A 26,690-nucleotide genomic window follows, 5' to 3' on the forward strand; every position below is an offset into this window, starting at 1 on the left:
TTTTACTAATGGTTTCTTTCATTTATATCTCTTTTTATGTAATAATTTGTTAAAGGAGGGGACGTTATGAGCATAGGAGAGCAGCTAAAAAAACTACGAGAATCAAAGGGGTTTTCGCAAGAGGATGTTGCTAAAAAGATTGGTGTGACGAGGCAAGCAGTGTACAAATGGGAAAATGATAAAAGTTATCCTGATATTGATAATCTAATTTTACTAAGCGAAATGTACAATGTTACGCTTGATGAGTTAATAAAAGGGAAACAGAATATTAAAGAAAAAATACATATTGATGAAGAAGATGAGGATTTTGAGAAAGAGAATGATTTTGGTTTTTATATTGGGTTTGGATTGCTAATTATGAGTGCATTCATTGATTATGAAGGAATACAAGTATTTGTATTAGGAGTTGCACTATTCATGATGGTTTTTTATTCGAATGTGAAGAAAGTTATTTTGAATGAATATAGATCGTTTTTTCAAGAGAAAGAGCGAAAAGATATATGTGATAAAAAGTGAGAAGAGTTAGTTATATTTCCTAGGAAAGGGTATAACGAATATTTTCATTGTATTATAATGATTTTGGGATATCGGTAATATGAAAGCTATTTGGGTAGATCCTTGAAATCTATATGTAAAATGATAATAAAGTTATTTAACTTTAAAAGCTCAAACAAGCATAACCCCGTTCTAAAGCTAGGACGGGGTTCAAAATATAATAATAAAATCGCTTAAGAGTCTACGTTTTATTCAATGATAGTGCCTTTTTATAAAACGTCACTTGCTTATTTATTACCGAGTTCTTCCGCTAAACCGATTAAAATTCCTTCGACTCCACGAATGTAGCAGAGACGATACGAGTTCTCGTACTGAACTACTTCGCCAACGAGCTCTGCACCATGCTTAGTGAGTCTCGATACCATTTCGTCAATATCTTGAACGGTGAACATGACGCGTAGATAACCGAGGGTGTTTACAGGAGCTTTTCGGTGATCTGCTATAGTAGGAGGGGTGAGAAATCGCGAAAGTTCAATTCGGTTGTGGCCATCTGGAGTGACCATCATAGCGATCTCTACGCACTGAGAACCGAGTCCAGTTACGCGACCAGCCCATTCACCTTCGACATTGGCTCGACCTTCGAGATTCAAGCCAATCTCCTCAAAGAAAGAGATTGCGTTATCAAGAGATTTTACAACGATGCTGACATTGTCCATTCGTAATAATTTGTTTTTTGCCATAGTCTTATCTCCTTATGTATAAAAGTTCATTATTTAATCATCCTCATAATTATACTACTAAGTAGTTACAAATTCCTTTCAGTCAAAAACACCTTGTCGTAGTATAGGAAAATGTGACAAGGTGTTTTTTTATATGTCATATAGCATCTTGTTAACGAACAGCTTTTATTTAATAGGAAGGAAGTAGATTAATATGATTTTTTTATAAGTGTTACTGAGCATATCAAATTAGCTCATTTGCACTAAAGGCTCAATTTTCGCCATAAATGATTGATGCAGTGCCTCAACACCTGTTACTAAATGAAGGCGGTCAATAACGACAGACACTTTAATTTCTGATGTACTTACCATTTTAATATGAATATCTTCTTCTTTTAAAGTAGTAAACATATTTGCAGCGACACCAGGGTTAGATACCATGCCAGATCCTACGATTGATACTTTTGCTAAGTGATTTTCATGTTCTACAGATTCGTAGTGAAGAGTTTCTTGATTGTGTTCCAAAACTTTTAAAGTTTCTCTTAAATCATTCGAGTGAATGGAGAAGGAGAGATGTACAGTTCCTTCATTTGTAATACTTTGAATGATGATATCTACATTAATGTGTGCTGCTGCTAATGTAGAGAAAACTGTTGAAAGCGATCCTTGTTCTAGTCCTTTAATTGTGACACGTGTAATGTTATCCTCAAATGCAATACCTTTAACGATTGATTGTTGTTCCATGTTACATTCTCCTTTTACAATTGTTCCGTTTTCTTGTTCCATACTTGAGCGAACTTCTAAAACTACGTTATGATTTTTAGCAAACTCAACAGCTCGCGGGTGTAATACGCCAGCACCGAGATTAGCAAGCTCTAACATTTCGTCATAAGAAATTTCGTCTAATTTGTAAGCATCTTTTACAACTCGTGGGTCCGTTGTATATACGCCTGTCACATCCGTATAAATATCACATTTTTTTGCTTTAAGTGCAGCGGCTAGTGCGACAGCAGTCGTATCAGAACCACCACGGCCAAGCGTTGTAATTTCATTTTCTACACTTATACCTTGGAAACCAGCTACGATAACAATCGTGCCTTCAGCAAGATAAGATTGAATACGATCTGTATGAATGTCAGTAATCCGTGCACTACTATGTACAGATTCTGTCGTAATACCAGCTTGCCACCCTGTTAATGAAATTGCATGATAGCCTTTTGCTTGCAGTGCCATTGTTAATAATGAAATAGTTACTTGTTCTCCTGTAGATAGAAGCATATCCATTTCACGTTTACTTGGGTTTTCTGTAATAACGTTAGCGAGTGCGACAAGTTCATCCGTGCTTTTTCCCATTGCTGAAACGACAGAGACAACGCTATGACCTCGTTCATATTCTTCAATGATTAAATTTGCTACATGTTGAATGCGTTCGACGCTTCCGACAGAAGTGCCACCAAATTTTTGAACAATTGTTTCCATTACAAATTCCTTCTTTCGTCTATTTTTAAGAATAGATTAGGAAATATATAGATCCCAATACTCCTGTAGTTACCAGAAAGACAAACAAAAAACACCATCTCAAATAAGTGAGGATGGTGCTATTACAGGAAAAGGGAAACAGAAAACGGAGCTAATAAAAAAACCGCCAAAAAAGGAATATCATAAAAAATGATATCTCTTTTTTGTAGATAGCTCTTCATACATACACGTCTGTACATATGACAGTTCTGTTTCTATTCGAAAACAGCCCCAATTGATAAATGCAGAGAAACTTATCAATTTCGGCAATACTTCCTTTCATCTAAGTTCATAGACATCTCTGTGTCTCCATTAGAATACTCATAAGTATCGCAACCTCTATCTCACGTTTTAGGCGAGAGTGTTTGATTTATGTAGTTGTTGGTAACATTTGTTTTATAATAATTTAAATTTTTCGGGGAATCAAGTGTTTTATATATATTTTTAAAATTCTTTCTTTTTCCAGGAAAGTTTGTGAAAAATGTAGCAAAATAAATTCATTGCATGTACATTAAACTTATAGTGCATAGGAGGTGGGAGAATGAAAAGGAAACAGCCTATTTATGTTGCGACAAAAATGAAAACGACGATGGAAAAATTATGGGAATATACGCAAGAACCAGATATACATACAGAGTGGGATGCTCGCTTTACTGAAATTTCGTATTTAGAGAAAAAAGAAGGAGAACCACAGAAGTTTTTGTATAAAACAAAGATTGGATTTGGGTTTGAAATAGCTGGAGAAGGGGAATCAATAGGTGAAATAAGAAAAGATATTTTAATGCAGTTATGCAATTGGATGGAAACGAAAATGAAATTGTAGATTATTTTGGCGAACCACATTTACTCGTTTCTACACTGCATTTTCATATCGATGAGTTAGGGGCAATGCATATTTCTTCAAAGAAACAATGGTTTTATATGTTTGGAAGAAAAATTCCGTTACCAAAATTTTTGTATGGTGAGGCAAAAATTGTTGAAAGTTATGATGATGAACTACAATGTTTTCGAATTCACGTACAAGTACGAAACCCGTTAATTGGCTCGCTTTTTTCATATAAGGGAACATTTTTGGAAAGGAAATAAACGATATGAAAAATATAATATTTGGGCTTGCTTGTTATGTTGTTTTTCTAATATATGAGTGGTCGAATGTAAATCCTGTTGAAGCAATTATATTATTATCTGTTTTATTATTTATACCAATGTCACTTTGTATTATTGATAAAAGAAAAAGAGATGGATCGTATTTATTATTTTATAAATTCGTATCGTTTTTATATCCAATCGCAGCAATTTGTGCAATGCTAGCTTTCGTCACAAATCACTATGTATTTGCGCTAGTTTGGTTTGTATATACAGGAATTGTTGCGTTATTTGGTGTAAGTAGATTGCTAGAAAGAGGATGGAAGCCGCTAGAAGAGAACGCCATAGATAGTGCGTATATTTATTTGTTTTTAGGTGGTTTTTGGTTTTTTGCTTCAGTAGCAAAACTTTCAATTATGCATTTTAGCTCTGACATTGTTTTACTCACAGCAGCGCATTTTCATTATTCGGCGTTTCTATTGCCATTATCAGCTGGTTTAACAGGGAGAAAAAGAGAAAAGAGAAGTAAAGTATATGATGCTATTATGTTTATCATCATGATTTCACCTATGACAGTTGCAATAGGAATTACATACTCGAGAATATTTGAATTTTTTGCAGTGCTCCTATATTTATGTGCGATTTATGGATATGGATTTTACGTTTGGAGAGCAAAATTTAATGCTATCAGTGCAAAGATTCTTTTAATCGTTTCGTCTAGTACACTCATGGTTACAATTATGTTCTCACTTATATACTCATACGGGAATTTGAAGCATGTAATGACGATTACAATTGCTCAAATGGTTTGGATTCACGGTGTTGTCAACGGAATTGGAGTAGCGTTACCGGCATTTGTCGGCTGGATGATCGAAAAGAGTGTTCCGAATTATAAATACTATGGGAAACCAATGAGTAAATTAAGAGGAAGTGTGGCAATTGGTGAGGCTTTTTTATATAGCGGCAATTTAGTAGGCAGTAAGGAATACAACGGTTTAGTTGATCAAATAACTGATTTTCATAGTGAGTCATTTGACGTGACGAAGGTACCTTTAAGTATTATTCGTTTTTATGAAAATACAACAGAGTATGAGTTGCAATCAAATATTAAATGGGCTCGTTGGTTCCGCCTATTTGCATTTTGTTATGAGAAAATGAGCAAGCATGTAGGACAAATACATTTAGGAATGGGCGACAAGTGGGAAACGATGCATGGCTCTATCATTGGTGTAATGGATGAGGAAGATGGAAGAGAGAATGTAAGGGCTTGGCTAAGGAAAAATGAAGCAGGTGAATCTATTTTTGTAGCTCTTTATTCAAAGCATACAGATAAGGATGAGACATATATGAATATCGCCTTGCCTTTACCTTATTCGAATATTACTGGTATTTTGAGGCTATGTAATGATAATCATGATTTAATCATTACTAGTAAGTTAAGAGAAAATGGCCAGGGAGATGAGGGGATTTATTTACATACTCGGTTTTTAACAATCTGTTTACCGTTAGCAGAGACTTTCATCATTACAGAGGGTAAGGATAAAATGTTAACAGCTCATCATAGCATGTGGCTATTTGGACTTGAATTTTTACATATTCATTATAAGATTGAAAAAATTGCACAGAAGTAAGAAAGGCTTGGATGGGTTTCCAAGCTTTTTTATGTATGGGTAATTGTCATAGAAATTTGTTTATTTAGCTCATTATCCCAAACACGTTGAATTTCAAAAGTGCCTGTTTCAAAAAATAATGGGAATCTTTCTTTAAACTAAGTTTGCATAGGTAGCTTTAGTGCTGTATCGATTGGTATCCATAAGAAAGAATAAGCCCTAAAGAAATTAGGACTTATTCTTCATTAAATACAAATGTTTGTTTCATTTTTTTACCTTCATTTACCGGATGGCCGTTATAAGAGAAATTCTTTTCTTCCCAAGTGATCACAACTTTAAAATTATGACTATTAAAGTCTAATGGGAATACCATGTAGTCAAAGCTTGTATGCCTTTTAGAAATGTTTCCATTAGATGTAGTAGGTTTAAAGGTAGCTTTAGAGGTAGGGTTGTTATCAAGTATTTCCACAGATACGTTTGATACATCATGACCGATGTTTTTTACGAGTAAACTATACGTATCAAATACACCTTGTTTCGGCTGGATTGCTTGCTTGTTTGAGTTATGAGATTTATCAATTTCGACATACCATTGTTTAGACTTTGACGCAATCGGCAGTGACTGAAATGTGTAAGCACTAGCTTGCATTGGTAGTGCTAAACATATAAGCGTAAAGAGAGTTAATATTTTTCGTTTCATTTTTTTTAGAGCTCCCATTCTTTAATGGATTTACTTGTTATTATCTTCTTTTTACGAGTTAATATACCATATAATGTAAAGTGGTTATTGTGAGTAGTGAATCAATATCTTATTCACTACTCTTATAGCTAGCATAATTACGTATGAAGTAAGAAAGAATAAATTTGTTTTTTCTATACTTAGATTACTACCCTTTTTAAAAGGGCTATTTTTACGTTTTAATAAAAAGAATATACTAAGAATTCCGTATAAATTATTTGTTTTAATGTAGTTAAATGTGCTTGTATATGTGAAATTAGAGAGGGAAGCTGTGTAGAGATGTTTCTACACAGCTATTTAGGATATGAAAAAATTACCAAAAATATGTTAAAATAACATTGTCATACAACAAGGGGGATTTGTTTTATGGAAAATGGACATCTTGCTAAAGTAGACTTAACGAAAAAAATTGAATCAAAATCTAAGTACAACAAGAAACTCGAAAAATATCAAAGGCGCTTATTAGCATTACAACAAATTTTGAAAGAAGAAAAAATCGCGGTTATGCTTGTTATGGAAGGATGGGATGCGGCTGGTAAAGGTGGGGCAATTAAGCGGGTGACGGAACATCTTGACCCACGTGGGTTCCAAGTAAATCCAATTGGAGCACCTGCACCTCATGAAAAACGTTACCATTATTTGCAACGTTTCTGGCGCAAAATTCCACAGTACGGGCAAATTACTATTTTTGATCGCTCATGGTACGGTCGTGTGTTAGTTGAGCGTGTTGAAGGTTTTGCTACAAAGGAAGAGTGGATGAGAGCATATGATGAGATTAATGATTTTGAAAAACTACTAACAGATGACCATTACATAATAGGGAAGTTCTTCTATCATATAAGTAAAGAGGAACAGTTAAAGAGATTTAAAGATAGAGAGAAAAATCCTTTGAAAAGATGGAAAATTACAGACGAAGATTGGCGTAATCGTGAAAAATGGGATGAGTATGTTGAAGCGATGGAAGACATGTTTGAAAGAACAAGTAAGCCAAATGCGAAGTGGCATATTATTGAAAGTAACGATAAATTGTATGCCCGTGTGAAAACGTTAAAAATCATTATTTCATTCATTGAGGATTATTTCTTAGAACATGGTATAGAATTGCCTTCTTATTATTATGAAATGAAAGAGGATATTGAAGTTTTGCAAGATGTAGGTGTTAAAGAGTAAAAAAGAAAATGGTCCTGTGAATTGGTGAAACCAAATTATGGGGCTTTTTTATTTGGAAACATTTTACAATTAACAGAATAAGGTATATAATCAATAATCATATTAACAATGTTAATATGATTATTGATTATATTATATGTGGGGGTTTTACTTTGAAGGGAAGAGATGTTGTTTTAGGTTTATTAATGCAAAAGGAATTGTCTGGTTACGATATTAAAATTGTGTTTGAAGACGTATTTACTCATTTTTTTGATGGAAGTTTTGGAATGATTTATCCAACGTTACGACAATTGGAGAATGAAGGGAAAATAAAAAAAGAGGTTGTCATGCAAGAGGGAAAACCGAATAAGAAAATGTACTTTATTACAGATGAGGGGCGTGAAGAATTTTATCAATACATGCAGACACCTGTAGAGAAGGATGTTTTACGTTCGGATTTTTTAATGAGAATGTATTTTGGTAACTATAGTGATGATGTAACAATAAAAAAATGGATTAAAGATGAAATTGAAAGAAAAGAAGCGTACATTGCAGATCTTCGATTGAAATATGAAAAGTGGAGAGTAGGTATTACTTTCGTCGAAGAAATTTCACTAGATGTAGGTATTGCATCGTATAGTGCACAAGTGGAGACTTTGAAGAAAAAATTAGAAGAGTTAGAGGCGAAAGAAAACAATAAAACAGAAGAATGAAAAACGCGTTCACAATAAATAAAGGGGTATATAAAGATGGAGCAATCAAAGGGTATTAAGATTGTCTTTTTAATGTGTCTAGGTATCTTTCTTTGTATGATTGATACGACAATTATGAATATAGCTTTACCGGCAATACAATCGAGTGTAAATACTTCGTTAGAAAAGATGTCTTGGGTATTAAATGTTTATACAATGACGATTGCAGTACTTGCCATTCCGTTAGGGCGGATAGCTGATATCTATGGAAAAGCAAAGATGTATATTCTTGGTCTGGTGATTTTTGGTGGTGGATCGGTACTTTGCGCTTTTGCTAATACAGGTGATTTTCTTATTTTTTCTCGTTTTATACAAAGTATTGGGGCAGCGATTTTATTTCCAACAAGTATGGTAATTGGTGTATCAGCTATGCCATTAGAGCTAAGAGGCATGTTGCGCTTGCAATTTTAGGAGTAACACAAGGATTGTCAGCTGCTATGGGACCAGTAATAGGTGGAATTATTACGCAAAATTTAGGATGGAGATGGGTGTTCTTCGTTAATGTTCCGGTTTGTATAATAGGAATCGTGTTATGTTGCATCATGCTACAAATAAAAAATGAAGAACGTATTATCTCAAAAATAGATTGGATAGGACTACTATTAAGTAGCACAGCAATTTTTTCATTTACTCTCATATTAGTAAAAGGTAATACATGGGGATGGCAAAGTAATATTGCTTTGTCTTGTTATGCAATTAGCACTATTTCTCTTATTCTATTTGTTTTAGTAGAACGAAAGATTCATAATCCAATGGTGAATTTAAAGTTATTTCAAGATCGAATGTTTGTCGGAGCGTCTATCGTTGTTATATTAAGTAATTTATTTTTAATTGGAGTTACTGTATTGCTTCCAACGTTCTTGACGAAACTACAAGGTCGAACGGAAATTGAAGCGGCTTTTTTAGTGACACCTATTTCAGCAATGATATTTTTTGTCTCACCAGTTGCAGCAACTTTAATTAAAAAACTCGGAAAAGTAACTATTATTTTGTCAGGATTTCTTATTATGGGGCTTTCCTACTATTGGTTGCAAATGATTGATGTGCATTCAACAAATATAGAAATTATTATTCCATGTATGATATTAGGTGTTGGATATGGTTTAGTAGTGGGGCCAATTACAGTTTTAAGTGCGTCTTCGTTTGAAGGAGAATTGTTAACTGCTTCTCAAAGTGTTGTATCAATGTTACGACAAGTCGGAATTGTATTGGCAGTCGCAATATTTGTCTCTAACTTAACTCACAATTTAACTGTAAATAAAGAAAAAATATATCGTTATGCAGAAGAAAAGGTGCGTACTATTCATGTGAATAGTACTGAGCAAACTGAAATTTTACAAATGACTAAAGAGAAAATAGAGAATCAAAGTTTAGAGTCGAATATAAATAAGAAACAAAATGCAATGACAATGGGATTAAGTAAAGAGAAAAAGGAAGAATTGATTCGCGACAAGACGGATGAAATATTAAGAAAAGTTCCAGTAGAATATAGAGATGTAAAAAGAGAAGAAGTTATGAGGCAAGTGACAAAAGAAGTTGAAAAACAAGAGGAAAGTATAAAGAAAGAGGTACTCACATTTTCAAATGATGTGAATCATTATGCCAAGAATCAGATGGCTATGAGTTTTACAGATTTATATAAAGCAAGTGTGCCAATTATTTTAATTTGTGCTTTCGTAAGTTTGTTGTTTTGGGAAGGGAAAGCTTTGAGTAAAAAGAGAAGGGGAAGATTAGTAGAAGAAGCGTAAAGAAAAACAGGCTATAGCAGCCTGTTTTTTTCATTGTTTTCTCCTTGCATATTGTGAATAGTAGTATTTTTAATATAGCATGGGATAAGTCGAGTATGATTAGAAAGTTTTTTAGAATGAAAGGAAGGAATGGAAAATGCCATTGAATATGTAACGTTATACATAGTACATTAACAAGAGGAATTAATTTTAAAAGGAGGATGGGGAATTGCTAGATAAGGCAGGGGCTTTAATAGATAATCATGTGTACACAGAAGAAGAGCAACAAAAACTATACAAACGAACGTTAATAATCGTCAGCATTTCACAAATGTTTGGCGGTGCAGGACTAGCTGCTGGTATTACAGTGGGAGCACTTCTTGCGCAGCAAATGCTTGGAACAGATGCATTTGCAGGATTACCAACTGCTATGTTTACATTAGGATCGGCATTCGCAGCTTTCATAGTAGGGAAGCTTTCGCAACGATATGGACGCCGGATAGGTCTTGCAACAGGGTTTATAGTAGGCGGATTTGGAGCAATTGGTGTTGTAATGGCAGCTTTAACAAATAGTATTATTCTTTTACTTATTTCTTTACTTATATATGGTGCCGGTACAGCCACGAATCTACAAGCTCGTTATGCAGGTACAGATTTAGCAGATAAGAAGCAGAGAGCAACGGCTGTTAGTATTACGATGGTAATGACGACTTTCGGTGCAGTTGCAGGACCAAATTTAGTAGGGGTAATGGGAAGTTTTGCTCATTCAATTGGAGTTCCTAAACTTGCAGGTCCGTTCATACTATCGGCAGCAGCATTTATACTGGCGGGTCTAGTTCTTTTTGTTATGCTTCGTCCAGATCCTTTGATTATTGCTAACATAATAGAAAGATATAAACAGGAACATACATATAAAGGACAACCAATAACAGAAGAAGCGAAAGAAAATAAACGAGGTATTACAGTTGGAGCAATCGTAATGATACTTACGCAAATAGTGATGGTTGCGATTATGACGATGACGCCAGTTCATATGGGACACCACGGTCACGGTTTAAGTGCAGTAGGACTTGTGATAGGTTTTCATGTAGGTGCAATGTATCTTCCATCTCTCGTTACAGGAATGTTAATTGATAAAATTGGCTGAACTACAATGAGCATAGCTGGTGGAGTGATTTTACTTGCAGCGGGTGTCATAGCTGCGACAGCGCCAAGTGATTCTTTATTATTATTAATCGTTGCTCTGTCTTTACTTGGGCTAGGATGGAACCTCGGATTGATAAGTGGTACAGCACAAATCGTTGATTCCACAACACCGTCTACACGTGCTAAAACACAAGGGAAAATAGATGTTTTTATTGCGCTAGCTGGAGCTTCTGGTGGAGCAATGTCAGGTATGGTAGTAGCGAATTCAAGTTATGCGGCATTGTCATTGGCTGGAGGGGTGTTAGCGTTATTACTTATTCCTGTTGTGATATGGTCTCGAAAAGGGGCAAGAAATTAAATGAAAAAGAGGTTCTAGTTACTGACTAGAGCCTCTTTTTATACACTTAAATTAAATTCCACTCTACAATAAGCCCTAAATGCGTAAGTCCGCCACCAAATCCGTATAGTAAAAGTGTGTCTCCGTTATTTAATTTCCCTTCTTTTATAGCTAAATTTAAAGCGAGTGGAATGGTGACTGAAGAGGTATTCCCCATATATTCCACGCTCGTTAATGTTTTTTGTATTGGAATTTGAGATTTTTCGCAAATAGATTCGATCATTCGTAAGTTAGCGCTGTGGGGTATGAACCAGTCTATATCATCTACTTGCATATTTACGGTATGTAATAAATTTTTTATGCCTTTTGGTACTGTGCGTGTTGCCCATTTATATACTTCTCTTCCATTTTGAACGATTTTTTCATTTGTTTGCAGTGGTGTGCCATTCATAGTAGTAGATAAGTTTGTTCTATATAGATGAATGCCGCCATCACCGTTTGTTCCCATGTGAGCAGCGATAAAGCTTTGGGTGTTTTCATCTCTTTCTAATAAAATAGCTCCAGCACCATCACCGAATAAAATACAGGTCGTTCTATCGGTATAATCAGTAACTTTAGATAATGTCTCTGTCGCTACGACAAGTACTTTTTCATGTGATCCAGAAGTGATTAAGCTATTACCGATGTGTAGTCCATATGTAAAACCAGCACAAGTTGCATTTAAATCAAAAGCTAGTGTATGAGGTATGTTGAAGTATTGTTGTATTTGGCAAGCAACACTAGGGAAAACGTAATCAGCAGTAGTAGTAGCGACAATGATACAGTCGACATCTTCTAAGTTTTTCTTATATGTTGTACATAAATTTTCAATTGCTTTAATGGCTAAGTTTGAGGAGTATTCTTCGTCGCTAGCGATTCTTCTTTCCTTCATTCCTGTTCTTTGTACAATCCATTCATCATTCGTATGGACCATCTTTTCTAAATCGTTATTAGACAATATTTGATCTGGAACATAAGTACCAATTGCAGTAATACGAGATTTAGAATGCATAGGAACATCTCCTAACTTTTATCTTTATAACCTGATACTAATATTAGGTTATAAAAATGTCAATAAAGATTTTTGTTGTATTAAAACGATAATACTTAACTTACTATGAAGGAATTTGGCGAGTGCTGTAAAAATAATATACGAGAAGTTTCTAAAATTGATAATTGCTTTTGTTATTTTTATTGTGAGAAAAATTCGCAAAAAATGACGATTAAAGTAAAAATATAAAGATTTTCTTTAGTGTGATATAGGTTGTTAAACCTTGTGAAAGCGAATTACTTATGCTACACTTTATGTAACTTAAAATGAACGGAGGGGCTTCCTTTGATCTTAATCAGATTACGTCTCAATACTTTGTGCCAATAATTGAATAGCGCTCAAAGGCTCTGTCTGTGTACAGAGTGAACGGGATTGGTCTGCCTATTTTAAAGGAACCCTTTATTAAGCTTATATGTGAAAAAGAGGGAGGGACGAATACGCCCTCTTTTTGTTTTGCCTTTATAAATAGAATGGGATTGTATAAGTGAACACTTACTGTGGATACGTATACAATCTTGGGACTTTTTGACTATAAAATAGGATGAAAGCATAGCTTTCTTCTATTTCTTTGGTGAACCCTTATCCGTTTACGAAAACACAGGCAGCGACCTGTGTTTTTTATTTTACGTAATCGAAATGGAGGAATAAATATATGGAAGAAGTATTACAAAGAGCAGTTTTAGTTGGAGTAAATTTAGGTAATGAAGATGATTTTGCATATTCGATGGAAGAGTTAACAAATCTTGCGGAAGCTTGTGATGTAGAGGTAATTGGGCAAGTAATGCAAAATTTACAACGAGTAAATCCATCGCATTATATCGGAAAAGGAAAGATTGAAGAAGTTGCAGCGTATGTACAAGAAATAGATGCGAATATGGTTATCTTTAATGATGAATTATCTCCTTCACAAATTCGAAATTTAGAAGAGGATTTAGATTGTAAGGTAATTGATCGTACCATTTTAATTTTAGATATTTTTGCGCAACGTGCGAAAACGAAAGAAGCACAGCTACAAGTAGAAGTAGCACACCTTCAGTATATGATGCCTCGTTTAATCGGTCTTCGTGAATCGTTAGGGAGACAGAGCGGCGGCGTTGGTACGAAAAATAAAGGTGTCGGTGAAAAGAAGTTAGAGTTAGACCGTCGTAAAATTGAAGAACAAATTTCAGTTTTGAATAAAGATTTAGAAGCGCTCGTTGCCCAGCGTCAAACGCAGCGAAAGCAGCGTAAGAAAAATGAAATACCTGTTGTAGCATTAGTAGGTTATACGAATGCAGGAAAGTCAACGACGATGAATGCAATGCTTGAAATTTATAATGGTACAGAAGAAAAACAAGTATTTGAAAAAGATATGTTATTTGCGACGTTAGAAACATCTGTACGAAATATTGATTTGCCAGATAATAAATCATTTTTATTAACAGATACAGTTGGATTTGTAAGTAAATTACCACATCATCTTGTGAAGGCGTTCCGTTCAACGTTAGAAGAAGTAGCGGAAGCAGACCTACTTATTCACGTTGTAGATTACGCAAATCCAAATTATGAACAATTAATTGATATTACAAATGAAACGTTAAAGAAAATTGGAGTAGAAAATATTCCAACGATCTATGCTTATAATAAATCAGATATGGTAGATGTTGAAATTCCGAAAGTGCAAGAAGATCGCGTTTATTTATCAGCGAAGAAACATGTTGGAATTGAAGAACTTGTAGAAATGATTGGCTCACACATCTATAAAGAATATACGAAGTGTGAAATGTTAATTCCATATGATCAAGGACAGGTAGTTTCGTATTTCAATAATCATGCACACGTTTTATCTACGAGTTACGAAAACGAAGGTACCAAATTACAAATAGAATGTAAGACGAGTGATTATGAGAAGTATAAGCATTTTGCAATTTAATGTAAGAGGCAACCCAGTATGTGATTGGGTTGTCTTTTTTTTGTACTGTTTTACCGCTGAAAGTTACAAGGATGCAAGCCAATGACGGGAGTTAAGTTATATTTCTGGAAAAAGAAATGAAAGCAGTATAGAATAGAAATGTTTCAAAAGTCAGAATTTATTACACCTACTGTAATAAATATATATTTTGTACAGAAAGGGGAGATTCACATATGCAGGCAGTTTCACACAAAAAAACTGTAGAAACACCGACAATATATCGAATTTTATTTGCGATTAGCTTTGGGCATTTTTTAAATGATTCGATGCAAGCAGTTGTGCCGGCGTTGTTTCCTATTTTGGAAAAAACGATGAATTTATCCTATATGCAAGTAGGGTGGATTGCGTTTGCATTAAATATGACGTCATCGATTATGCAACCGGTGTTTGGTATGTATTCAGATAAGAAGCCGTCACCATTTTTATTACCACTCGGCATGTTTTCAAGTATGCTTGGAATGATTGGACTCGCGTTTGCACCAAACTTTATTATTGTTATTATTTCTGTTTTATTTATTGGTTTAGGTTCCGCGGTCTTTCATCCAGAAGGCGCTCGTGTTGCGTATATGGCGGCAGGTGCAAAACGAGGGTTAGCGCAAGCAATTTATCAAGTTGGGGGAAACACGGGGAATTCTCTAGCTCCTATTTTTACAGCGCTAATTTTCGTTCCACTCGGTCAAATTGGTTCGTTAGGTTTTACAGCATTTGCAGCAGTAGGAATTGTATTATTAATTTTCGTATCGAATTGGTACAAAAATGAATTAGCAACGGGTGCTGTAAGAAGGAAGAAGAGGGCTGCACTTGAGGCGGAAAATGCAATTGTAAGTACACACATTAAATTCGTTATTATACTTCTTGTTTTTCTTACTTTTGTACGCTCTTGGTACGGTGCTGGTATCGGGAATTTCTATCAATTTTACTTAATAGAGCATTACGGTTTATCTATAAAAAATGCCCAGTATTTCGTATTCGCATTTATGATTGCTGGTGTGTTAGGAACTTTCTTCGGAGGACCGTTAGCAGATCGATTTGGTAAGAAAAATATCATCGTATTTTCAATGTTAGGTTCAGCGCCACTTGCACTGTTATTACCACATGTCTCACTTGTGTGGGTCGTACCGTTATTTTTATGTATCGGTTTTATTAGTTCAAGTAGTTTTAGTGTAATTGTTGTATATGCACAAGAGCTTGTACCTGGAAAAGTGGGAATGGTGTCAGGATTAATCGTAGGTCTTGCGTTTGGACTTGGAGCATTAGGTGCTGTAGTTCTTGGGAAATTAGCAGATATATATAGCCTGCAATTTATTATGCTATTATGTAGTTGTCTACCATTAATTGGACTCACTTCATGGTTACTGCCAAGTGATAAGAAAACGATAGAATAGGGGATGCGCTATGAAATTGTGTGAAAACGTTACGGAATTAATAGGAGATACACCTGTCGTCCGATTATCTAAATTTATTCCGGAAGACGCAGCAGATGTGTATGTGAAACTAGAAATGTTTAATCCATCGCGCAGTGTGAAAGACCGTGCTGCTTATAATTTACTTCACGTTGCAGAAGAAAATGGTCTCATCAAACCAGGAGATACAATTATTGAACCGACAAGCGGGAATACAGGGATTGGTTTAGCGATGAATGCAGCAGCTAAAGGGTATAAAGCGATTTTAATTATGCCAGATAATATGTCAAAAGAGCGTATTAATTTATTGAAAGCATACGGAGCAGAAGTAGTTTTAACACCAGCAGAACAAAGAATGCCAGGAGCAATTGCGAAGGCGTTAGAATTGCAAAAGCAAATACCGAATAGTTTTATTCCGCAACAATTTGAAAACCCAGCTAATCCGAATATTCACCGTTATACGACTGCGCTTGAAATTTACGAACAAATGGATGGAGAGCTGGACGCTTTTGTTGCAACGGCAGGAACAGGCGGAACGATTACAGGGACTGGTGAAACGTTAAAAGAGAAATTACCAAACTTATATATTGCAGTAGTGGAACCGAAAGGATCACCCGTTTTATCAGGTGGTGTGCCAGGTCCTCATAAACTAGTAGGAACAAGCCCAGGGTTTATCCCGAAAAACTTAAATACAGAAGTGTATAACGAAATTATTCAAATTGCAGACGAAGAGGCTTTAACGACAATGAGAAACTTAGCTAGACAAGAGGGATTATTAGTTGGGCCGTCTTCTGGAGCATCTGTTTATGCTGCAATCATGATAGCGAAACGTCTAGGCGCTGGTAAAAAAGTTTTATGTATTGCGCCTGATACAGGTGAACGTTATTTGAGCATGGGGTTATTTGAATAAAAAGGATAGAAACACCTTAATAGTGAATAGCTGCTATTAAGGTGTTTGTTTTATGGAATGAAGAGGGGGAGAAGAACAATGAAACTATTAAAACCAACCCATGAATATAGTGAGCATATTACAGCGTATAGACACGCGTTTTTACACTCAGGGGAACAACCACATGGAAGTAGTTCTTTACAAAACTTTGATTCTCTTGATGAATGGTTTGAAAAAGTGAGTAAACAAGAACTAGGAGAAAATTTACTAGCTAATCGAGTGCCATCTAGTCAGTTTTTAAGTTTTGAAAAAGAGGAACTTATAGGTTTTGTGAATATTAGACATAGATTAAATCCAGAATTATTACGGGAAAGCGGTCATATTGGATATAGTGTCCATCCAAATAAACGTCGCCACGGTTACGCTACGAAACAATTACAACTTGCATTAGCTGAAGCACAAAAATTAGGATTGCAGAAAGTATTAATAACTTGTGATAAATCCAATATCGGTTCTGCTAAAACGATTCAAAAGGTTGGCGGTGTGTTAGAAAATGAAATAGTTTCTTCTCGTACTGGTGAAGTTATTCAGCGCTTTTGGATAGAAATATGATGTAGTAGGAATTTGAAAAGGTAATGCAAGCTGTAATATCGAAATAGATAAATGAAATATAGGGGATTACTGCAATTTTAGGGGGAAATGAAATGAGATTAAAAGAGAAAGCAATAGAGATGTCAGAGATCTACAGGCAAAATCCGAAAGTAGAAGCCATTATTTTAGCGGGTTCAGTAGCTAGAAAGCTTGAAGATGAACATTCAGATATAGAATTACATATTTTATGGTCAACACCGCCAGAAGATGAGGATCGTAGGGCCCCTATTCATCATATTGATGGGACAATATTATCGTATTATCCGTATGAGGAAGAAAAATGGTCGGAAACGTATTTAACGAAAGAGGGAATTAAATTAGAGATTAGTAACTTTTTAACAGAGACAGTAGAGAAAGTGATTTCGGATGTGGTGGATCAATATGATATAAGTTATGAAAAACAATGTATTGTATCATCCGTTCATGATGGTGTTAGTTTGTATGGAGAAGAGAAAGTGAATGAATTAAAAGATAGAGTAGTGGTATATCCAGATGAACTAGTAAAACGAATGATTTCAGAAAATCTATGGTTAAGTAATCGTTGGCAAAATCGAAAGGCGCTTTTAAAACGGAAAGATTGGCTTATGCTTTATGATGTTATTTGCGAAGTACAAAGGAACGTATTCGGTGTTTTATTTGGTTTGAATAAAATGTATGTACATCATCCAGCGTTTAAATGGATGCCTAATAATGTGGAACGAATGACTATTAAACCTGAAAATTTATATGAACGTATGGCGGACACATTAATAGGGAGTCCAGAAAATAGTGTGCAGGAGTTAGAGTTGCTAATAGAAGAAGTGTTGCAACAAGTTCATACATACGCGCCAGGAGTAAATGTGGATGAGCAAGAAAAATCTATTTTTTATTTTGTGAAATAGAAAACAGTAATAAGGGGGAAGTTATGGGTTTTTTTAATAGGTTTTTTAAAAAAGTTGAAAAAGTAAATGAGCAAGAAGCCACTCTTCATGAATTAAGTGAAGAATTGTATGTTGAATCACCGATAGAGGAAGCGACTAGTTACTGGGTATCAATGGCACAAAATATAATTGTTAATGCTGTAAAGGCGGCTGACAATGATGTAGAACGTGCCTTCGTATTATTGAATTTGAAGAAAGGTGAGGCTTCATTTGATATTTTCTATCAAATAAATGGGCAATTGTATTTCTGGGATCAGCTAGAAAATGAGACGATAAGAAATAGAATTCAGAACGAGTTGTTACCGCAAGCTACAGAAGTTTCAAATGCAGTAAATGAGCAATTTCATGAAGCTGATCACCCTATAATTTCGTTTGCGCAATTGCAGTTTGAATGGGAAACGAAAGCCTGGTTTTCACATATAATTTGGGAAGATAACCTTGCTGCTCAATTGCCCAAAACTCAAATTCTAAATGAATGGTTTCGTGTAATTAAAGAAGAAATGAAAAATAGACCACTGGATAGTGATGCGAAATTTTCTTGGTATCCATCAAACTCTTAAAAAATTAATACAGAGAGACAGGTTATGTTTCTAGATGATTTGTATTATTGAATAAGTATCAATAATACGTAATTCTTTTTCTATTGCCTGTTAGAATTCGTTATGTACTAATCCACTTGTTTTCTAAACTAAAAACTTATATTTCGAATTTTGAAATAGATTGTAATACATAAAAATTCGAAATATAAGTTGACACTATTTTTAATGTGTGATAAAAATGATAGTAATCAATTCGGAAAATAATATTTGGGCAATGAAAGGGTATAGTAGTGAATATCTCCCTATTTCAGAGAGCTGATGGTTGGTGTGAATCAGTATATAGATTATTCATGAAGTTCGTCCTGGAGCATCTTTCATAAATCTCGCATTATGAGGAAATGAAAGACGGTAGTTTATACCGTTATCAAATAAAGTGGTGAAGATTTTTTCACAACTAGGGTGGTACCGCGATATTTATCGTCCCTACGTATTTACGTAGGGACGTTTTTTATTTAGGTCCTAACTTTGGTGTGTCTTCATAACTAGGGTGGTACCGCGATATTTTATCGTCCCTACGTTTTTGCGTAGGGGCGTTTTTATTTAGGTGGTTTCTTAGTGTTCTTCACAACTAGGGTGGTACCGCGATATTTTTGTCGTCCCTACGTATTTACGTAGGGACGTTTTTTTATTAGGGAGGAAGTGAACGTATTAGAAAAGAGTATTGATAGAACAATATAAATACCGAATTGTAACAAAGAAAAAGAGATAGAGAGGAGATTAACAAATGAATTCACAGCAATGGACATCGAAATTAGGTTTCGTATTAGCTGCAGCAGGTTCGGCAATTGGTCTTGGAGCGATTTGGAAATTCCCATATATGGCCGGCATTGGAGGAGGCGGAGCGTTCTTCCTAATTTTCATCGGTTTCACATTATTAATTGGTTTACCGCTATTATTAGCTGAATTTGTTATTGGAAGAAGTACACAAAAAGAGGCTGTCGATGCATATAGAGAGATTGCTCCTAAAACGTTATGGCCGTGGTTAGGTAAATTAGGAATTGTAACATGTTTCATATTACTTTCTTTCTACAGTGTTGTAGGAGGCTGGATTTTATTATATTTATGGAATGCAATTACAGGTAGACTATGGGAAGGAAATGGAGCATACGAAGCTACGTTTGGTGAAATCATTTCCAATCCATATTTAGCAGTTGGATCACAGCTATTATTCATCCTTATTACTATTTTCATCGTAAGTAAAGGTGTACAAAATGGTGTTGAAAAAGTAAATAAATATTTCATGCCAGCATTATTCGTTTTATTCTTTGTATTAATCGTTCGTGCACTTACATTAGATGGTGCTGGAGAAGGCGTTCGTTTCTTCTTACAACCTGATTTCTCACATGTAACATCAGAAGTTATATTATACGCAATGGGGCAATCGTTCTTCTCATTATCTGTCGGGGTAGCCGTTATGGTAACGTATAGCTCATACTTACCGAAAGAAGAAAGCTTACCACGTTCAGCATTTTCTATCGTAGCCTTAACTCTTGTTATTACATTACTTGCAGGACTTGCAATTTTCCCAGTTGTGTTCGCATTTGGAATGGAACCATCTCAAGGGCCGGGACTATTATTTATCGTGTTGCCAGCTATTTTCAGTAAAATGGCATTCGGAAAATTATTCTTCATTGTTTTCTTATTACTATTCTTCTTCGCTACGATTACATCAGCAATTTCGATGTTAGAAATTAGTGTTGCATCGTTAACATCAAAAGGTAAAGGAAAACGTGAAAAAATGGCCTTAATCGTAGGGTTATTAATCTTCGTTGTTGGGGTACCATCAGCATTATCATTCGGTATATTAAGTGATCTGAAGATTTTCGGAAAGACAGTCTTCGATTTAGCGGACTATGCAGTAAGTAACGTTTTAATGCCACTTGGTGTATTATTAGTTTCTATCTTTGTTCCTTTAAAAATGAAGAAAGATGTATTAATGAAAGAGCTAGGTGTAAGTAAAAATAAAGGATACAAACTATTTGTGTTATGGTTATTCTTACTTCGTTATATCGCACCAATTGCGATTATTATCGTATTCTTAAATGTACTTGGCATTATATAAAAAGAAAGGTAGCGTATCATACATAGATACGCTACCTTTTTATTTTGCTCTTTTTTGCAATTCATTTACTGTTACGAACTGATAGCCCTTCTTAGATAAAGAATCTAAAATACCTTCAATCGTTTTAAAATTTTCATTAGACTCATCATACATAGAATGCAGTAAAATGATAGAACCTGGTTTTACATTTTTATTAACATATTCAATTTTATCAGCTGCAGATTTATAAAAAGTATCGGGCTCAAGATCCCATATAATGGTTTCGATATTATTTTTATTTAAATAATAGGGTAGTCCAATTAATTTTTTTCCGTTAGGGGGCCTAAAATCAATTTTGTCTGTAAATCCTGTTTGGCGGATTAATGAATTCGTTTTTTCTATTTCATCTTTAATAAAAGAAGGTGTTTTGAAAACCATTCTATTATGAGAATATGTATGGTTTCCAAGTTGGTGCCCAGATTGCGCGATAGCTTCTCCTAACGATAAATTTTGCTCTAATTCATTTCCAATTAAAAAGAAAGTAGCTTTAGCGTTGTATTTATCTAGTAGCGGTAATATTTGTTTTACATTGTTAGTAGGGCCATCATCAAAAGTTAAAGCAATCACTTTTTCATTTGTTTCTACGCGTTGTGTTAAATCTCCAAATAATTGAAAGCTTCTTGCGTTCATCAATTTGTATGTTCCGAATAATGCCGTGATAATAAAGAATAGTGTAACGATTGTAATGATAATTTTTTTCTTCATAATGTAACCTCACAATGATTTTTAATTCAGTTAAAAAGTATTATATCAAACTAAGTAATTTCGTGCTTTAAGAAGGGTGTGGATGCAAGGAGAAGGAATTTATCATATAATAAAATGCAAAAGGTATATTAGGAGGTGTTTATATGGCGATTATAATTCAATTGCCAGACACTGCAACGTCTCATGCAAAGCCAAGTATGGAAATGGCGATACTTTGCGTGAGGTAGACAAGTAATATACAATCGCCTATATGAGCTCGTATCATTTTTTATATTTGGCTTTGCACCTTATTGAAATGAAGCATAAAAAATAAGGGGCGAGCAGAAATGAAATACGTAAAAGCTAATGCTGTTTTACCAGAGAGTTTAATTACTGAAATTCAAAAGTATATACAAGGTGAAACAATTTACATTCCGAAACAAGAAACGAAACATTATAAATGGGGTACACGATCTGGCGGAAGAAAACAACTAGATGAAAGAAATAAAGCAATTAAAGAAGCGTTTAAAAGTGGGATTGCTATTCATCAACTTGCAGAAGAATATTTTCTTTCTGGGGAAACGATTAAAAAGATTGTGTATTCTAAATAAGAGGAAAAGAGTCTGATTCATATATTACTTTGAATCAGACTCTTTTTGTTTTATGTGTATTGGATATATGAGGTGTGAACGGGCATGATAATAGAAAAAATGTGCCGTTTTTTTATTAAATGGTATACAGAGCACTTGAAAAGTAGAAAGGTGAACATATATGAATCATATTGGACAAATAACGATAGAGCTTTTAGTTGGTTTTTTTGTTCTATTAATTGCTACAAAAATATTAGGGAAAACACAAATATCTCAGCTAACGCCATTTGATTTTATTTCTGCAATCGTCCTAGGTGAGCTCGTTGGAAATTCAATATATGATCCTAAAATTAAAGTATGGTCTATTTTATATTCAGTATTTGTTTGGGTAATTTTAATTTATACTATAGAAGTGATAACACAAAAAGTAAGAGGAACAAGAAGGTTTTTTGAAGGGTATCCTTCAATTATTATTCGTAACGGAAAGATTGATCGTGAACAATTAAGCGTAAATCATTTGGATATAAACCAATTACAACAAATGCTTAGGCAACAAAAAGATATATTTTCAATCCGAGAAGTTGAATATATGATATTGGAACCGAACGGAAACATAAGCGTTCTGAAAAAAAGTAAATACGAATCTCCTACTATAAATGATTTAAGTTTAAAACATAAGCCTGTATACTTACCAATTTCATTAATTAGTGATGGAAAAGTAGTTAAGGATAATTTGAGGGAAGCGGGATTTGATGAAGGATGGCTTTATAAACAAATAAAGCAAAAAGGAATTACTAAATTTGAAGACGTATTATATGCGGAATGGAAAACAGATGATGGCTTCTTTTGTCAGGAAATGCAGCGGTAGAGAATAAGTGATATATGTAATGTTTGTTTCTAAGTTATCTTTTACATATCAAAAAACGTAATCATTGTATACAATAAAACTAGATCAACAATTTGTATGGAGTGATAAAGATGGAAGCGTTTATTAGAAGTGATCAATATAATTTTATAAAATCACAAGCTTATATTTTAGCAAACGGGCATACAACGGCAAATGATAGAGGTGTAATTCAAGCGTTAAAATCGCTTGCGATTGAAAAGATAATACATGTATTTGAGAATTTAACGGATGAACAGAAAGAGTTAATTGATACGGTATTAACAGTTCAAAATAGAGAAGATGCAGAGTCATTTTTAATGAAAATAAATCCGTATGTAATTCCGTTTCAAGAAGTTACAGCACAAACATTAAAAAAGTTATTTCCTAAGGCGAAAAAGTTAAAACTTCCTGATATGGAAGAAATGGATATGAAAGAAATATCTTATTTAAGTTGGATTGATAAGGGATCAAGCAGGAAATTTATTATAGCGAAAAATGATAAAAATAAATTTGTTGGTCTGCAAGGAACGTTCCAAAGTTTAAATAAAAAAAGCATTTGTTCATTATGTCATGGGCATGAAGAAGTAGGAATGTTTTTAGTTGAAATTAAAGGCGATGTACCAGGAACTTTCGTTAAAAAGGGAAACTACATTTGCAAAGATGGTGTAGCTTGCAATCAGAATATGAAATCGCTAGATAAATTGAACGATTTTATTGACCGCTTGAAGAAATAACGAGAAAACCTCTAGTATTTAAACTGGAGGTTTTTATTTTTTGAAGAAGTAAAATAAGCTTTCTTTGTAAATGTAGATTTATAATGAAATTTGATAAAAATATCTATTATGATACAGTTGCTTATATGCAAGGAGGTAAAACATGGATTACCTTTTATCGAAAGAAAAAGTGAAGCGATGGCCCAAAGATATGATAGCGGCGGGGCGTTGTCATACTGTTGGCCTTAAATAGGATGGCACGGTAGTCGCGGTAGGTAATAATGAATTTGGCCAATGCGATGTAGGCAGCTGGCGCGACATTCGGTTGCCTGGCAAATAGTCAATTTACAATAAATCATTAGTAATATTATTCTATTTTAGGAGTAATTATGGAATAGGATATGTAGAAAATAATTAAACTTAAATCTGCTGAATAAGAATCTCTTTTGAAAAGGGATTCTTATTATTTTTCATAAAATGAGGGTGTAAATGGAATTTTTGAACAAATTTTATTTCAAAATTACAGTAGAAGATATAAATTAAAAAGTATAGAGGAGATAAAGGAATGCTTAAAAGGTTTTTACTTTCTTTACCGGATGTTTTACTTATATGTATCGTTCTCTACATAATGTACACAAATTCTTTTAGTTTTGGACAGATGCTAGTAATTTCCATTGCAATCGGAATTATTGGTGGTCTTGCTATTAGAATTTGTAAGGATGTATTCACGTATATAAGATGGACAATTAAACAAAGAAAAAATTGAATATGTTTAATAGTTATTAGGAGGGAATGAAATGACTAAGAAAAAGAATAGAGTGAAAAACGAGATAGTACTTTGGTCACTAACAGCAATTGTTCTATTAATTGTATGGTACTTTTATCAAAAATAAAAACGCATCGTATTAAAAAAGCACGATGCGTTTTTATTATTTTTTTTGCCAATTTTCTTTAATAAAGTCTTCACGACCAGATTCCTTTTGCTCAGTAGCATATTTCTCTGGATTCTTTTTATAGAAATGTTGGTGGTATTCCTCTGCTTCGTAAAAAGGTGCAGCAGGACGAATTTCAGTCACGATTGGATCTTTAAACATACCGCTTTCTGCAAGAGCTTGTTTTGATTTTTCAGCAAGCCCTTTTTGTGTTTCGTTATGATAAAAAATAGCGGTACGATAAGATGGACCACGGTCAAAAAATTGTCCGCCATCATCAGTTGGATCGATTTGTGGCCAATATAAGTCTAGTAATTTCTGATAAGGAAAAATAGAAGGATCGAATGTAATTTGAACAACTTCTAAATGTCCAGATGTTCCAGCTTTTACTTGTTCATATGTTGGGTTTTCTACATGACCTCCTGCATAGCCAGAAAGTACTTTATGAATACCAGGAAGTTCATCAAATGGTTTTACCATGCACCAAAAGCAACCGCCTGCGAAGGTTGCGAGTTCGTATGTTTTTTCGGACATTGCTGTAATCCTCCTAAATGTATATGTTTTATATAGTATTATATAAATTGTTTTATTGCGCAATAAAAAAGATTTGAAAATATATGTTTTTTATAAACAAGATCCTCCGCTCACATCAATTAATTGTCCAGTAACCCAGCGGCTGTCTGGAGAAGCAAGGAATGCAGCAGTATCGGCAATGTCTTCTACTTCACCTAAGCGATTGAAAGCGGAAATAGTAGTAGCGTACTGCTTCATCATTGGGTCGCTCAAGAGTTCTGCATTCATATCTGTTTTGATAAATCCTGGAAGTATTGCATTCACCGTTATTCCTCGTGCTCCAAGCTGTTTTGCTAGCGTAAAAGTCATTGTATTAATAGCGCCTTTCGTCATACTATATGCAACAAAATCAGGTAAAGAAATGCGGGTGGCAGCGGATGAAATATTAATAATTCGGCTATTGTCACGTAAACGTGGTAGTGCTAGTTGAATGATAAAGAATGGAGCTTTTGCATTTACTGAAACCATTCTATCAAAAAATTGTTCAGTCGTTTCTTCAATAAAAGCACCAGGACCAATGCCAGCATTGTTTATTAAAATATCAAATTGTATTTCACCAGTGCGCTTTTGTAATTCAGTATCTAAAGCTTTATAAAGGTTTTCTACACCGTGTAAGGATTCTAAATTTGCGCCGATAGAAAAAGCTTGGCCACCATTTGATTGAATTTCATGAACAGTTTCTTCAGCGTCATCTTTTCGATTACCGTAATGAACAGCAACCAATGCACCGTCATTTGCTAAACGTTTAGCGATTGCTCGTCCAATTCCTCGGCTTGCTCCTGTAACTAACGCTACTTTCCCTTTTAACATAGTTTCCTCATCTCCTCATAAACTTTATAAGTTTTTCTTTATGTAGTAATGCAAACATACTTAAGTAATATATGAGTGTATGTAAGTAATGCATTCCAATTTTGATTTGAGAAAAAATAAATAGAATTAATTTTGATTTTTTTGAAAAAACATGTTGACAAGGAAAAGAACAACGTCCTATAATACGTGTAACAAATAAAAGTTAATTAAGAATTTTCTAACTTTATATGTTGTATATGCAAAGAAGAGGAAAGTAGATGATTATGATCGTTTCAGAGAGCTACTCCAAGGCTGTGAGGGTAGTAACAATCGAATCATTGAAGATCACCTCGGAGCATCGCTTGCGAAAGGGAAACTGAGTAGAGGGCGGCGGCATCGTCTCCGGTAAAAGGACGGAGGTCTGATTGGACCTACAAAGCTTATATTTCGTGAGAAGTATAAGGAAGCTGAGTGGTAACGCGAAACTCTCGCCTCAGCAATCAAAGCTACTAAATTGTAGTAGTTGATTGCTGAGGCGAGAGTTTTTATTTTTAAAAATAGAAGAAGAGAATGCGTAGAAGAGGAGAGTAAATGATAAAGATTGTTTCAGAGAGCTGCCCCGAGGCTGTGAGGGTGGTAAC

22 protein-coding genes, 6 pseudogenes, 1 riboswitch and 2 other annotated features (1 of these 31 running past the window's edge) are annotated in these 26,690 nt (G+C 34.5%); of the genes and pseudogenes, 20 read left to right on the top strand and 8 right to left on the bottom strand.

Going from position 1 to position 26,690, the window contains the following annotated elements:
- The first annotated feature begins 66 nt into the window (after nucleotides 1–66).
- On the top strand, nucleotides 67–516 hold the full coding sequence (locus tag ATL10_RS03195; protein ID WP_023521645.1) for a helix-turn-helix domain-containing protein: 450 nt from the start codon (nucleotides 67–69) through the stop codon (nucleotides 514–516).
- A 266-nt stretch (nucleotides 517–782) separates the two neighbouring features.
- On the opposite strand, the gene ATL10_RS03200 is transcribed toward ATL10_RS03195, so the two are convergent.
- Nucleotides 783–1,235, bottom strand: a complete 453-nt coding sequence (locus ATL10_RS03200) for a VOC family protein (protein ID WP_090976126.1) — start codon at nucleotides 1,233–1,235, stop codon at nucleotides 783–785.
- Between the two features lie 228 nt (nucleotides 1,236–1,463).
- Nucleotides 1,464–2,693 carry an aspartate kinase gene (locus ATL10_RS03205; protein WP_065228611.1) on the bottom strand — a complete coding sequence of 410 codons (1,230 nt, stop codon included), beginning with the start codon at nucleotides 2,691–2,693 and terminating at the stop codon, nucleotides 1,464–1,466.
- A 202-nt stretch (nucleotides 2,694–2,895) separates the two neighbouring features.
- Nucleotides 2,896–3,082, bottom strand: a riboswitch (Lysine riboswitch).
- A 191-nt stretch (nucleotides 3,083–3,273) separates the two neighbouring features.
- Between ATL10_RS03205 and ATL10_RS03215 the strand changes: the two are divergent.
- The 3 genes and pseudogenes from ATL10_RS03215 to ATL10_RS03225 all read left to right on the top strand — a co-directional run.
- A pseudogene (locus ATL10_RS03215) lies at nucleotides 3,274–3,552 on the top strand (hypothetical protein); the annotation flags it as partial.
- Nucleotides 3,495–3,818, top strand: a pseudogene (locus tag ATL10_RS03220) (DUF4166 domain-containing protein); the annotation flags it as partial. The pseudogenes ATL10_RS03215 and ATL10_RS03220, both read left to right, overlap by 58 nt.
- A 5-nt stretch (nucleotides 3,819–3,823) precedes the next feature.
- Entirely contained in the window at nucleotides 3,824–5,449 is a 1,626-nt protein-coding gene (locus tag ATL10_RS03225; protein ID WP_065228614.1) for a YndJ family protein, read from the top strand.
- A 29-nt stretch (nucleotides 5,450–5,478) separates the two neighbouring features.
- Here the strand turns inward: ATL10_RS03225 and ATL10_RS03230 are convergent.
- Together ATL10_RS03230 and ATL10_RS03235 are read right to left on the bottom strand one after the other, a co-directional pair.
- Nucleotides 5,479–5,634, bottom strand: a pseudogene (locus ATL10_RS03230) (DNA mismatch repair protein MutT); the annotation flags it as partial.
- Nucleotides 5,635–5,663: 29 nt separating this feature from the next.
- On the bottom strand, nucleotides 5,664–6,128 hold the full coding sequence (locus ATL10_RS03235; protein ID WP_065228615.1) for a hypothetical protein: 465 nt from the start codon (nucleotides 6,126–6,128) through the stop codon (nucleotides 5,664–5,666).
- Between the two features lie 405 nt (nucleotides 6,129–6,533).
- Between ATL10_RS03235 and ATL10_RS03240 the strand changes: the two genes are divergently transcribed.
- The 4 genes and pseudogenes from ATL10_RS03240 to ATL10_RS03255 all read left to right on the top strand — a co-directional run bounded on the left by ATL10_RS03240 (nucleotide 6,534) and on the right by ATL10_RS03255 (nucleotide 11,299).
- Nucleotides 6,534–7,337 carry a polyphosphate kinase 2 family protein gene (locus ATL10_RS03240; RefSeq protein ID WP_016082097.1) on the top strand — a complete coding sequence of 268 codons (804 nt, stop codon included), beginning with the start codon at nucleotides 6,534–6,536 and terminating at the stop codon, nucleotides 7,335–7,337.
- 152 nt (nucleotides 7,338–7,489) lie between these two features.
- Nucleotides 7,490–8,029: a PadR family transcriptional regulator gene (locus ATL10_RS03245; RefSeq protein WP_000678346.1), complete on the top strand. Its 540-nt coding sequence runs from the start codon at nucleotides 7,490–7,492 to the stop codon at nucleotides 8,027–8,029.
- 36 nt (nucleotides 8,030–8,065) lie between these two features.
- A pseudogene (locus ATL10_RS03250) lies at nucleotides 8,066–9,816 on the top strand (MDR family MFS transporter).
- 208 nt (nucleotides 9,817–10,024) lie between these two features.
- Nucleotides 10,025–11,299, top strand: a pseudogene (locus tag ATL10_RS03255) (MFS transporter).
- Between the two features lie 46 nt (nucleotides 11,300–11,345).
- Here the strand turns inward: ATL10_RS03255 and ATL10_RS03260 are convergent.
- Nucleotides 11,346–12,329: a ketoacyl-ACP synthase III gene (locus tag ATL10_RS03260; protein WP_090976140.1), complete on the bottom strand. Its 984-nt coding sequence runs from the start codon at nucleotides 12,327–12,329 to the stop codon at nucleotides 11,346–11,348.
- Nucleotides 12,330–13,020: 691 nt separating this feature from the next.
- Here ATL10_RS03260 and hflX point away from each other — a divergent pair.
- The 7 genes from hflX to ATL10_RS03295 all read left to right on the top strand — a co-directional run bounded on the left by hflX (nucleotide 13,021) and on the right by ATL10_RS03295 (nucleotide 20,843).
- Complete coding sequence (gene hflX / locus ATL10_RS03265; RefSeq protein WP_000393275.1) at nucleotides 13,021–14,280, top strand: GTPase HflX; 1,260 nt, start codon at nucleotides 13,021–13,023, stop codon at nucleotides 14,278–14,280.
- A gap of 212 nt (nucleotides 14,281–14,492) precedes the next feature.
- Nucleotides 14,493–15,704 (top strand): MFS transporter, encoded by a 1,212-nt coding sequence (locus ATL10_RS03270; RefSeq protein WP_001149399.1) that lies wholly within the window; start codon nucleotides 14,493–14,495, stop codon nucleotides 15,702–15,704.
- Between the two features lie 10 nt (nucleotides 15,705–15,714).
- Nucleotides 15,715–16,632 carry a cysteine synthase A gene (gene cysK, locus ATL10_RS03275; RefSeq protein ID WP_000762271.1) on the top strand — a complete coding sequence of 306 codons (918 nt, stop codon included), beginning with the start codon at nucleotides 15,715–15,717 and terminating at the stop codon, nucleotides 16,630–16,632.
- A 78-nt stretch (nucleotides 16,633–16,710) separates the two neighbouring features.
- Complete coding sequence (locus ATL10_RS03280; RefSeq protein ID WP_000771301.1) at nucleotides 16,711–17,223, top strand: GNAT family N-acetyltransferase; 513 nt, start codon at nucleotides 16,711–16,713, stop codon at nucleotides 17,221–17,223.
- 92 nt (nucleotides 17,224–17,315) lie between these two features.
- A complete protein-coding gene (locus tag ATL10_RS03285; RefSeq protein ID WP_110496413.1) occupies nucleotides 17,316–18,143 on the top strand; it encodes a DUF4037 domain-containing protein in 828 nt (275 codons plus the stop codon).
- Nucleotides 18,144–18,166: 23 nt separating this feature from the next.
- Nucleotides 18,167–18,742, top strand: coding sequence for a hypothetical protein (locus ATL10_RS03290; protein ID WP_110496415.1), 576 nt, complete (start codon nucleotides 18,167–18,169; stop codon nucleotides 18,740–18,742).
- A 244-nt stretch (nucleotides 18,743–18,986) separates the two neighbouring features.
- Nucleotides 18,987–19,209 (top strand) — a binding site (T-box leader).
- 296 nt (nucleotides 19,210–19,505) lie between these two features.
- Complete coding sequence (locus ATL10_RS03295; RefSeq protein ID WP_001088187.1) at nucleotides 19,506–20,843, top strand: sodium-dependent transporter; 1,338 nt, start codon at nucleotides 19,506–19,508, stop codon at nucleotides 20,841–20,843.
- 39 nt (nucleotides 20,844–20,882) lie between these two features.
- Here ATL10_RS03295 and ATL10_RS03300 read toward each other — a convergent pair whose 3' ends face one another.
- Nucleotides 20,883–21,587 carry a polysaccharide deacetylase family protein gene (locus ATL10_RS03300; RefSeq protein WP_110496417.1) on the bottom strand — a complete coding sequence of 235 codons (705 nt, stop codon included), beginning with the start codon at nucleotides 21,585–21,587 and terminating at the stop codon, nucleotides 20,883–20,885.
- A 326-nt stretch (nucleotides 21,588–21,913) separates the two neighbouring features.
- On the opposite strand from ATL10_RS03300, the gene ATL10_RS03305 reads away from it, so the two are divergent.
- The 5 genes and pseudogenes from ATL10_RS03305 (at nucleotide 21,914) to ATL10_RS03330 (ending at nucleotide 24,521) form a co-directional block, all read left to right on the top strand.
- Nucleotides 21,914–22,177: a CD3324 family protein gene (locus tag ATL10_RS03305; protein ID WP_000878325.1), complete on the top strand. Its 264-nt coding sequence runs from the start codon at nucleotides 21,914–21,916 to the stop codon at nucleotides 22,175–22,177.
- Between the two features lie 160 nt (nucleotides 22,178–22,337).
- Nucleotides 22,338–23,024, top strand: coding sequence for a DUF421 domain-containing protein (locus tag ATL10_RS03310; protein WP_001015543.1), 687 nt, complete (start codon nucleotides 22,338–22,340; stop codon nucleotides 23,022–23,024).
- A 110-nt stretch (nucleotides 23,025–23,134) separates the two neighbouring features.
- Nucleotides 23,135–23,776: a FusB/FusC family EF-G-binding protein gene (locus ATL10_RS03320; protein WP_110496419.1), complete on the top strand. Its 642-nt coding sequence runs from the start codon at nucleotides 23,135–23,137 to the stop codon at nucleotides 23,774–23,776.
- Nucleotides 23,777–23,918: 142 nt separating this feature from the next.
- Nucleotides 23,919–24,077 (top strand): annotated as a pseudogene (locus ATL10_RS03325) (RCC1-like domain-containing protein); the annotation flags it as partial.
- Between the two features lie 243 nt (nucleotides 24,078–24,320).
- Nucleotides 24,321–24,521 (top strand): hypothetical protein, encoded by a 201-nt coding sequence (locus tag ATL10_RS03330; RefSeq protein WP_000919314.1) that lies wholly within the window; start codon nucleotides 24,321–24,323, stop codon nucleotides 24,519–24,521.
- Between the two features lie 163 nt (nucleotides 24,522–24,684).
- Here ATL10_RS03330 and msrA read toward each other — a convergent pair whose 3' ends face one another.
- Both msrA and ATL10_RS03345 read right to left on the bottom strand, forming a co-directional pair.
- Complete coding sequence (msrA, locus tag ATL10_RS03340; protein ID WP_001291883.1) at nucleotides 24,685–25,221, bottom strand: peptide-methionine (S)-S-oxide reductase MsrA; 537 nt, start codon at nucleotides 25,219–25,221, stop codon at nucleotides 24,685–24,687.
- A gap of 90 nt (nucleotides 25,222–25,311) precedes the next feature.
- Nucleotides 25,312–26,070, bottom strand: coding sequence for an SDR family oxidoreductase (locus tag ATL10_RS03345; RefSeq protein ID WP_000911801.1), 759 nt, complete (start codon nucleotides 26,068–26,070; stop codon nucleotides 25,312–25,314).
- A gap of 545 nt (nucleotides 26,071–26,615) precedes the next feature.
- Nucleotides 26,616–26,690: a binding site (T-box leader), on the top strand (it continues 165 nt past the right edge of the window).

Source organism: Bacillus sp. 196mf (assembly GCF_003217275.1).
Lineage (GTDB): Bacteria > Bacillota > Bacilli > Bacillales > Bacillaceae_G > Bacillus_A > Bacillus_A thuringiensis_S.

What these genes read in the sequence shown, in the direction of transcription:
- ATL10_RS03195 (WP_023521645.1), top strand. Translation starts at nt 67, where the DNA reads ATGAGCATAGGAGAGCAGCTAAAAAAACTACGAGAATCAAAGGGGTTT.
- ATL10_RS03200 (WP_090976126.1), bottom strand. Translation starts at nt 1,235, where the DNA reads ATGGCAAAAAACAAATTATTACGAATGGACAATGTCAGCATCGTTGTA.
- ATL10_RS03205 (WP_065228611.1), bottom strand. Translation starts at nt 2,693, where the DNA reads ATGGAAACAATTGTTCAAAAATTTGGTGGCACTTCTGTCGGAAGCGTC.
- ATL10_RS03225 (WP_065228614.1), top strand. Translation starts at nt 3,824, where the DNA reads ATGAAAAATATAATATTTGGGCTTGCTTGTTATGTTGTTTTTCTAATA.
- ATL10_RS03235 (WP_065228615.1), bottom strand. Translation starts at nt 6,128, where the DNA reads ATGAAACGAAAAATATTAACTCTCTTTACGCTTATATGTTTAGCACTA.
- ATL10_RS03240 (WP_016082097.1), top strand. Translation starts at nt 6,534, where the DNA reads ATGGAAAATGGACATCTTGCTAAAGTAGACTTAACGAAAAAAATTGAA.
- ATL10_RS03260 (WP_090976140.1), bottom strand. Translation starts at nt 12,329, where the DNA reads ATGCATTCTAAATCTCGTATTACTGCAATTGGTACTTATGTTCCAGAT.
- hflX (WP_000393275.1), top strand. Translation starts at nt 13,021, where the DNA reads ATGGAAGAAGTATTACAAAGAGCAGTTTTAGTTGGAGTAAATTTAGGT.
- ATL10_RS03270 (WP_001149399.1), top strand. Translation starts at nt 14,493, where the DNA reads ATGCAGGCAGTTTCACACAAAAAAACTGTAGAAACACCGACAATATAT.
- cysK (WP_000762271.1), top strand. Translation starts at nt 15,715, where the DNA reads ATGAAATTGTGTGAAAACGTTACGGAATTAATAGGAGATACACCTGTC.
- ATL10_RS03280 (WP_000771301.1), top strand. Translation starts at nt 16,711, where the DNA reads ATGAAACTATTAAAACCAACCCATGAATATAGTGAGCATATTACAGCG.
- ATL10_RS03285 (WP_110496413.1), top strand. Translation starts at nt 17,316, where the DNA reads ATGAGATTAAAAGAGAAAGCAATAGAGATGTCAGAGATCTACAGGCAA.
- ATL10_RS03290 (WP_110496415.1), top strand. Translation starts at nt 18,167, where the DNA reads ATGGGTTTTTTTAATAGGTTTTTTAAAAAAGTTGAAAAAGTAAATGAG.
- ATL10_RS03295 (WP_001088187.1), top strand. Translation starts at nt 19,506, where the DNA reads ATGAATTCACAGCAATGGACATCGAAATTAGGTTTCGTATTAGCTGCA.
- ATL10_RS03300 (WP_110496417.1), bottom strand. Translation starts at nt 21,587, where the DNA reads ATGAAGAAAAAAATTATCATTACAATCGTTACACTATTCTTTATTATC.
- ATL10_RS03305 (WP_000878325.1), top strand. Translation starts at nt 21,914, where the DNA reads ATGAAATACGTAAAAGCTAATGCTGTTTTACCAGAGAGTTTAATTACT.
- ATL10_RS03310 (WP_001015543.1), top strand. Translation starts at nt 22,338, where the DNA reads ATGAATCATATTGGACAAATAACGATAGAGCTTTTAGTTGGTTTTTTT.
- ATL10_RS03320 (WP_110496419.1), top strand. Translation starts at nt 23,135, where the DNA reads ATGGAAGCGTTTATTAGAAGTGATCAATATAATTTTATAAAATCACAA.
- ATL10_RS03330 (WP_000919314.1), top strand. Translation starts at nt 24,321, where the DNA reads ATGCTTAAAAGGTTTTTACTTTCTTTACCGGATGTTTTACTTATATGT.
- msrA (WP_001291883.1), bottom strand. Translation starts at nt 25,221, where the DNA reads ATGTCCGAAAAAACATACGAACTCGCAACCTTCGCAGGCGGTTGCTTT.
- ATL10_RS03345 (WP_000911801.1), bottom strand. Translation starts at nt 26,070, where the DNA reads ATGTTAAAAGGGAAAGTAGCGTTAGTTACAGGAGCAAGCCGAGGAATT.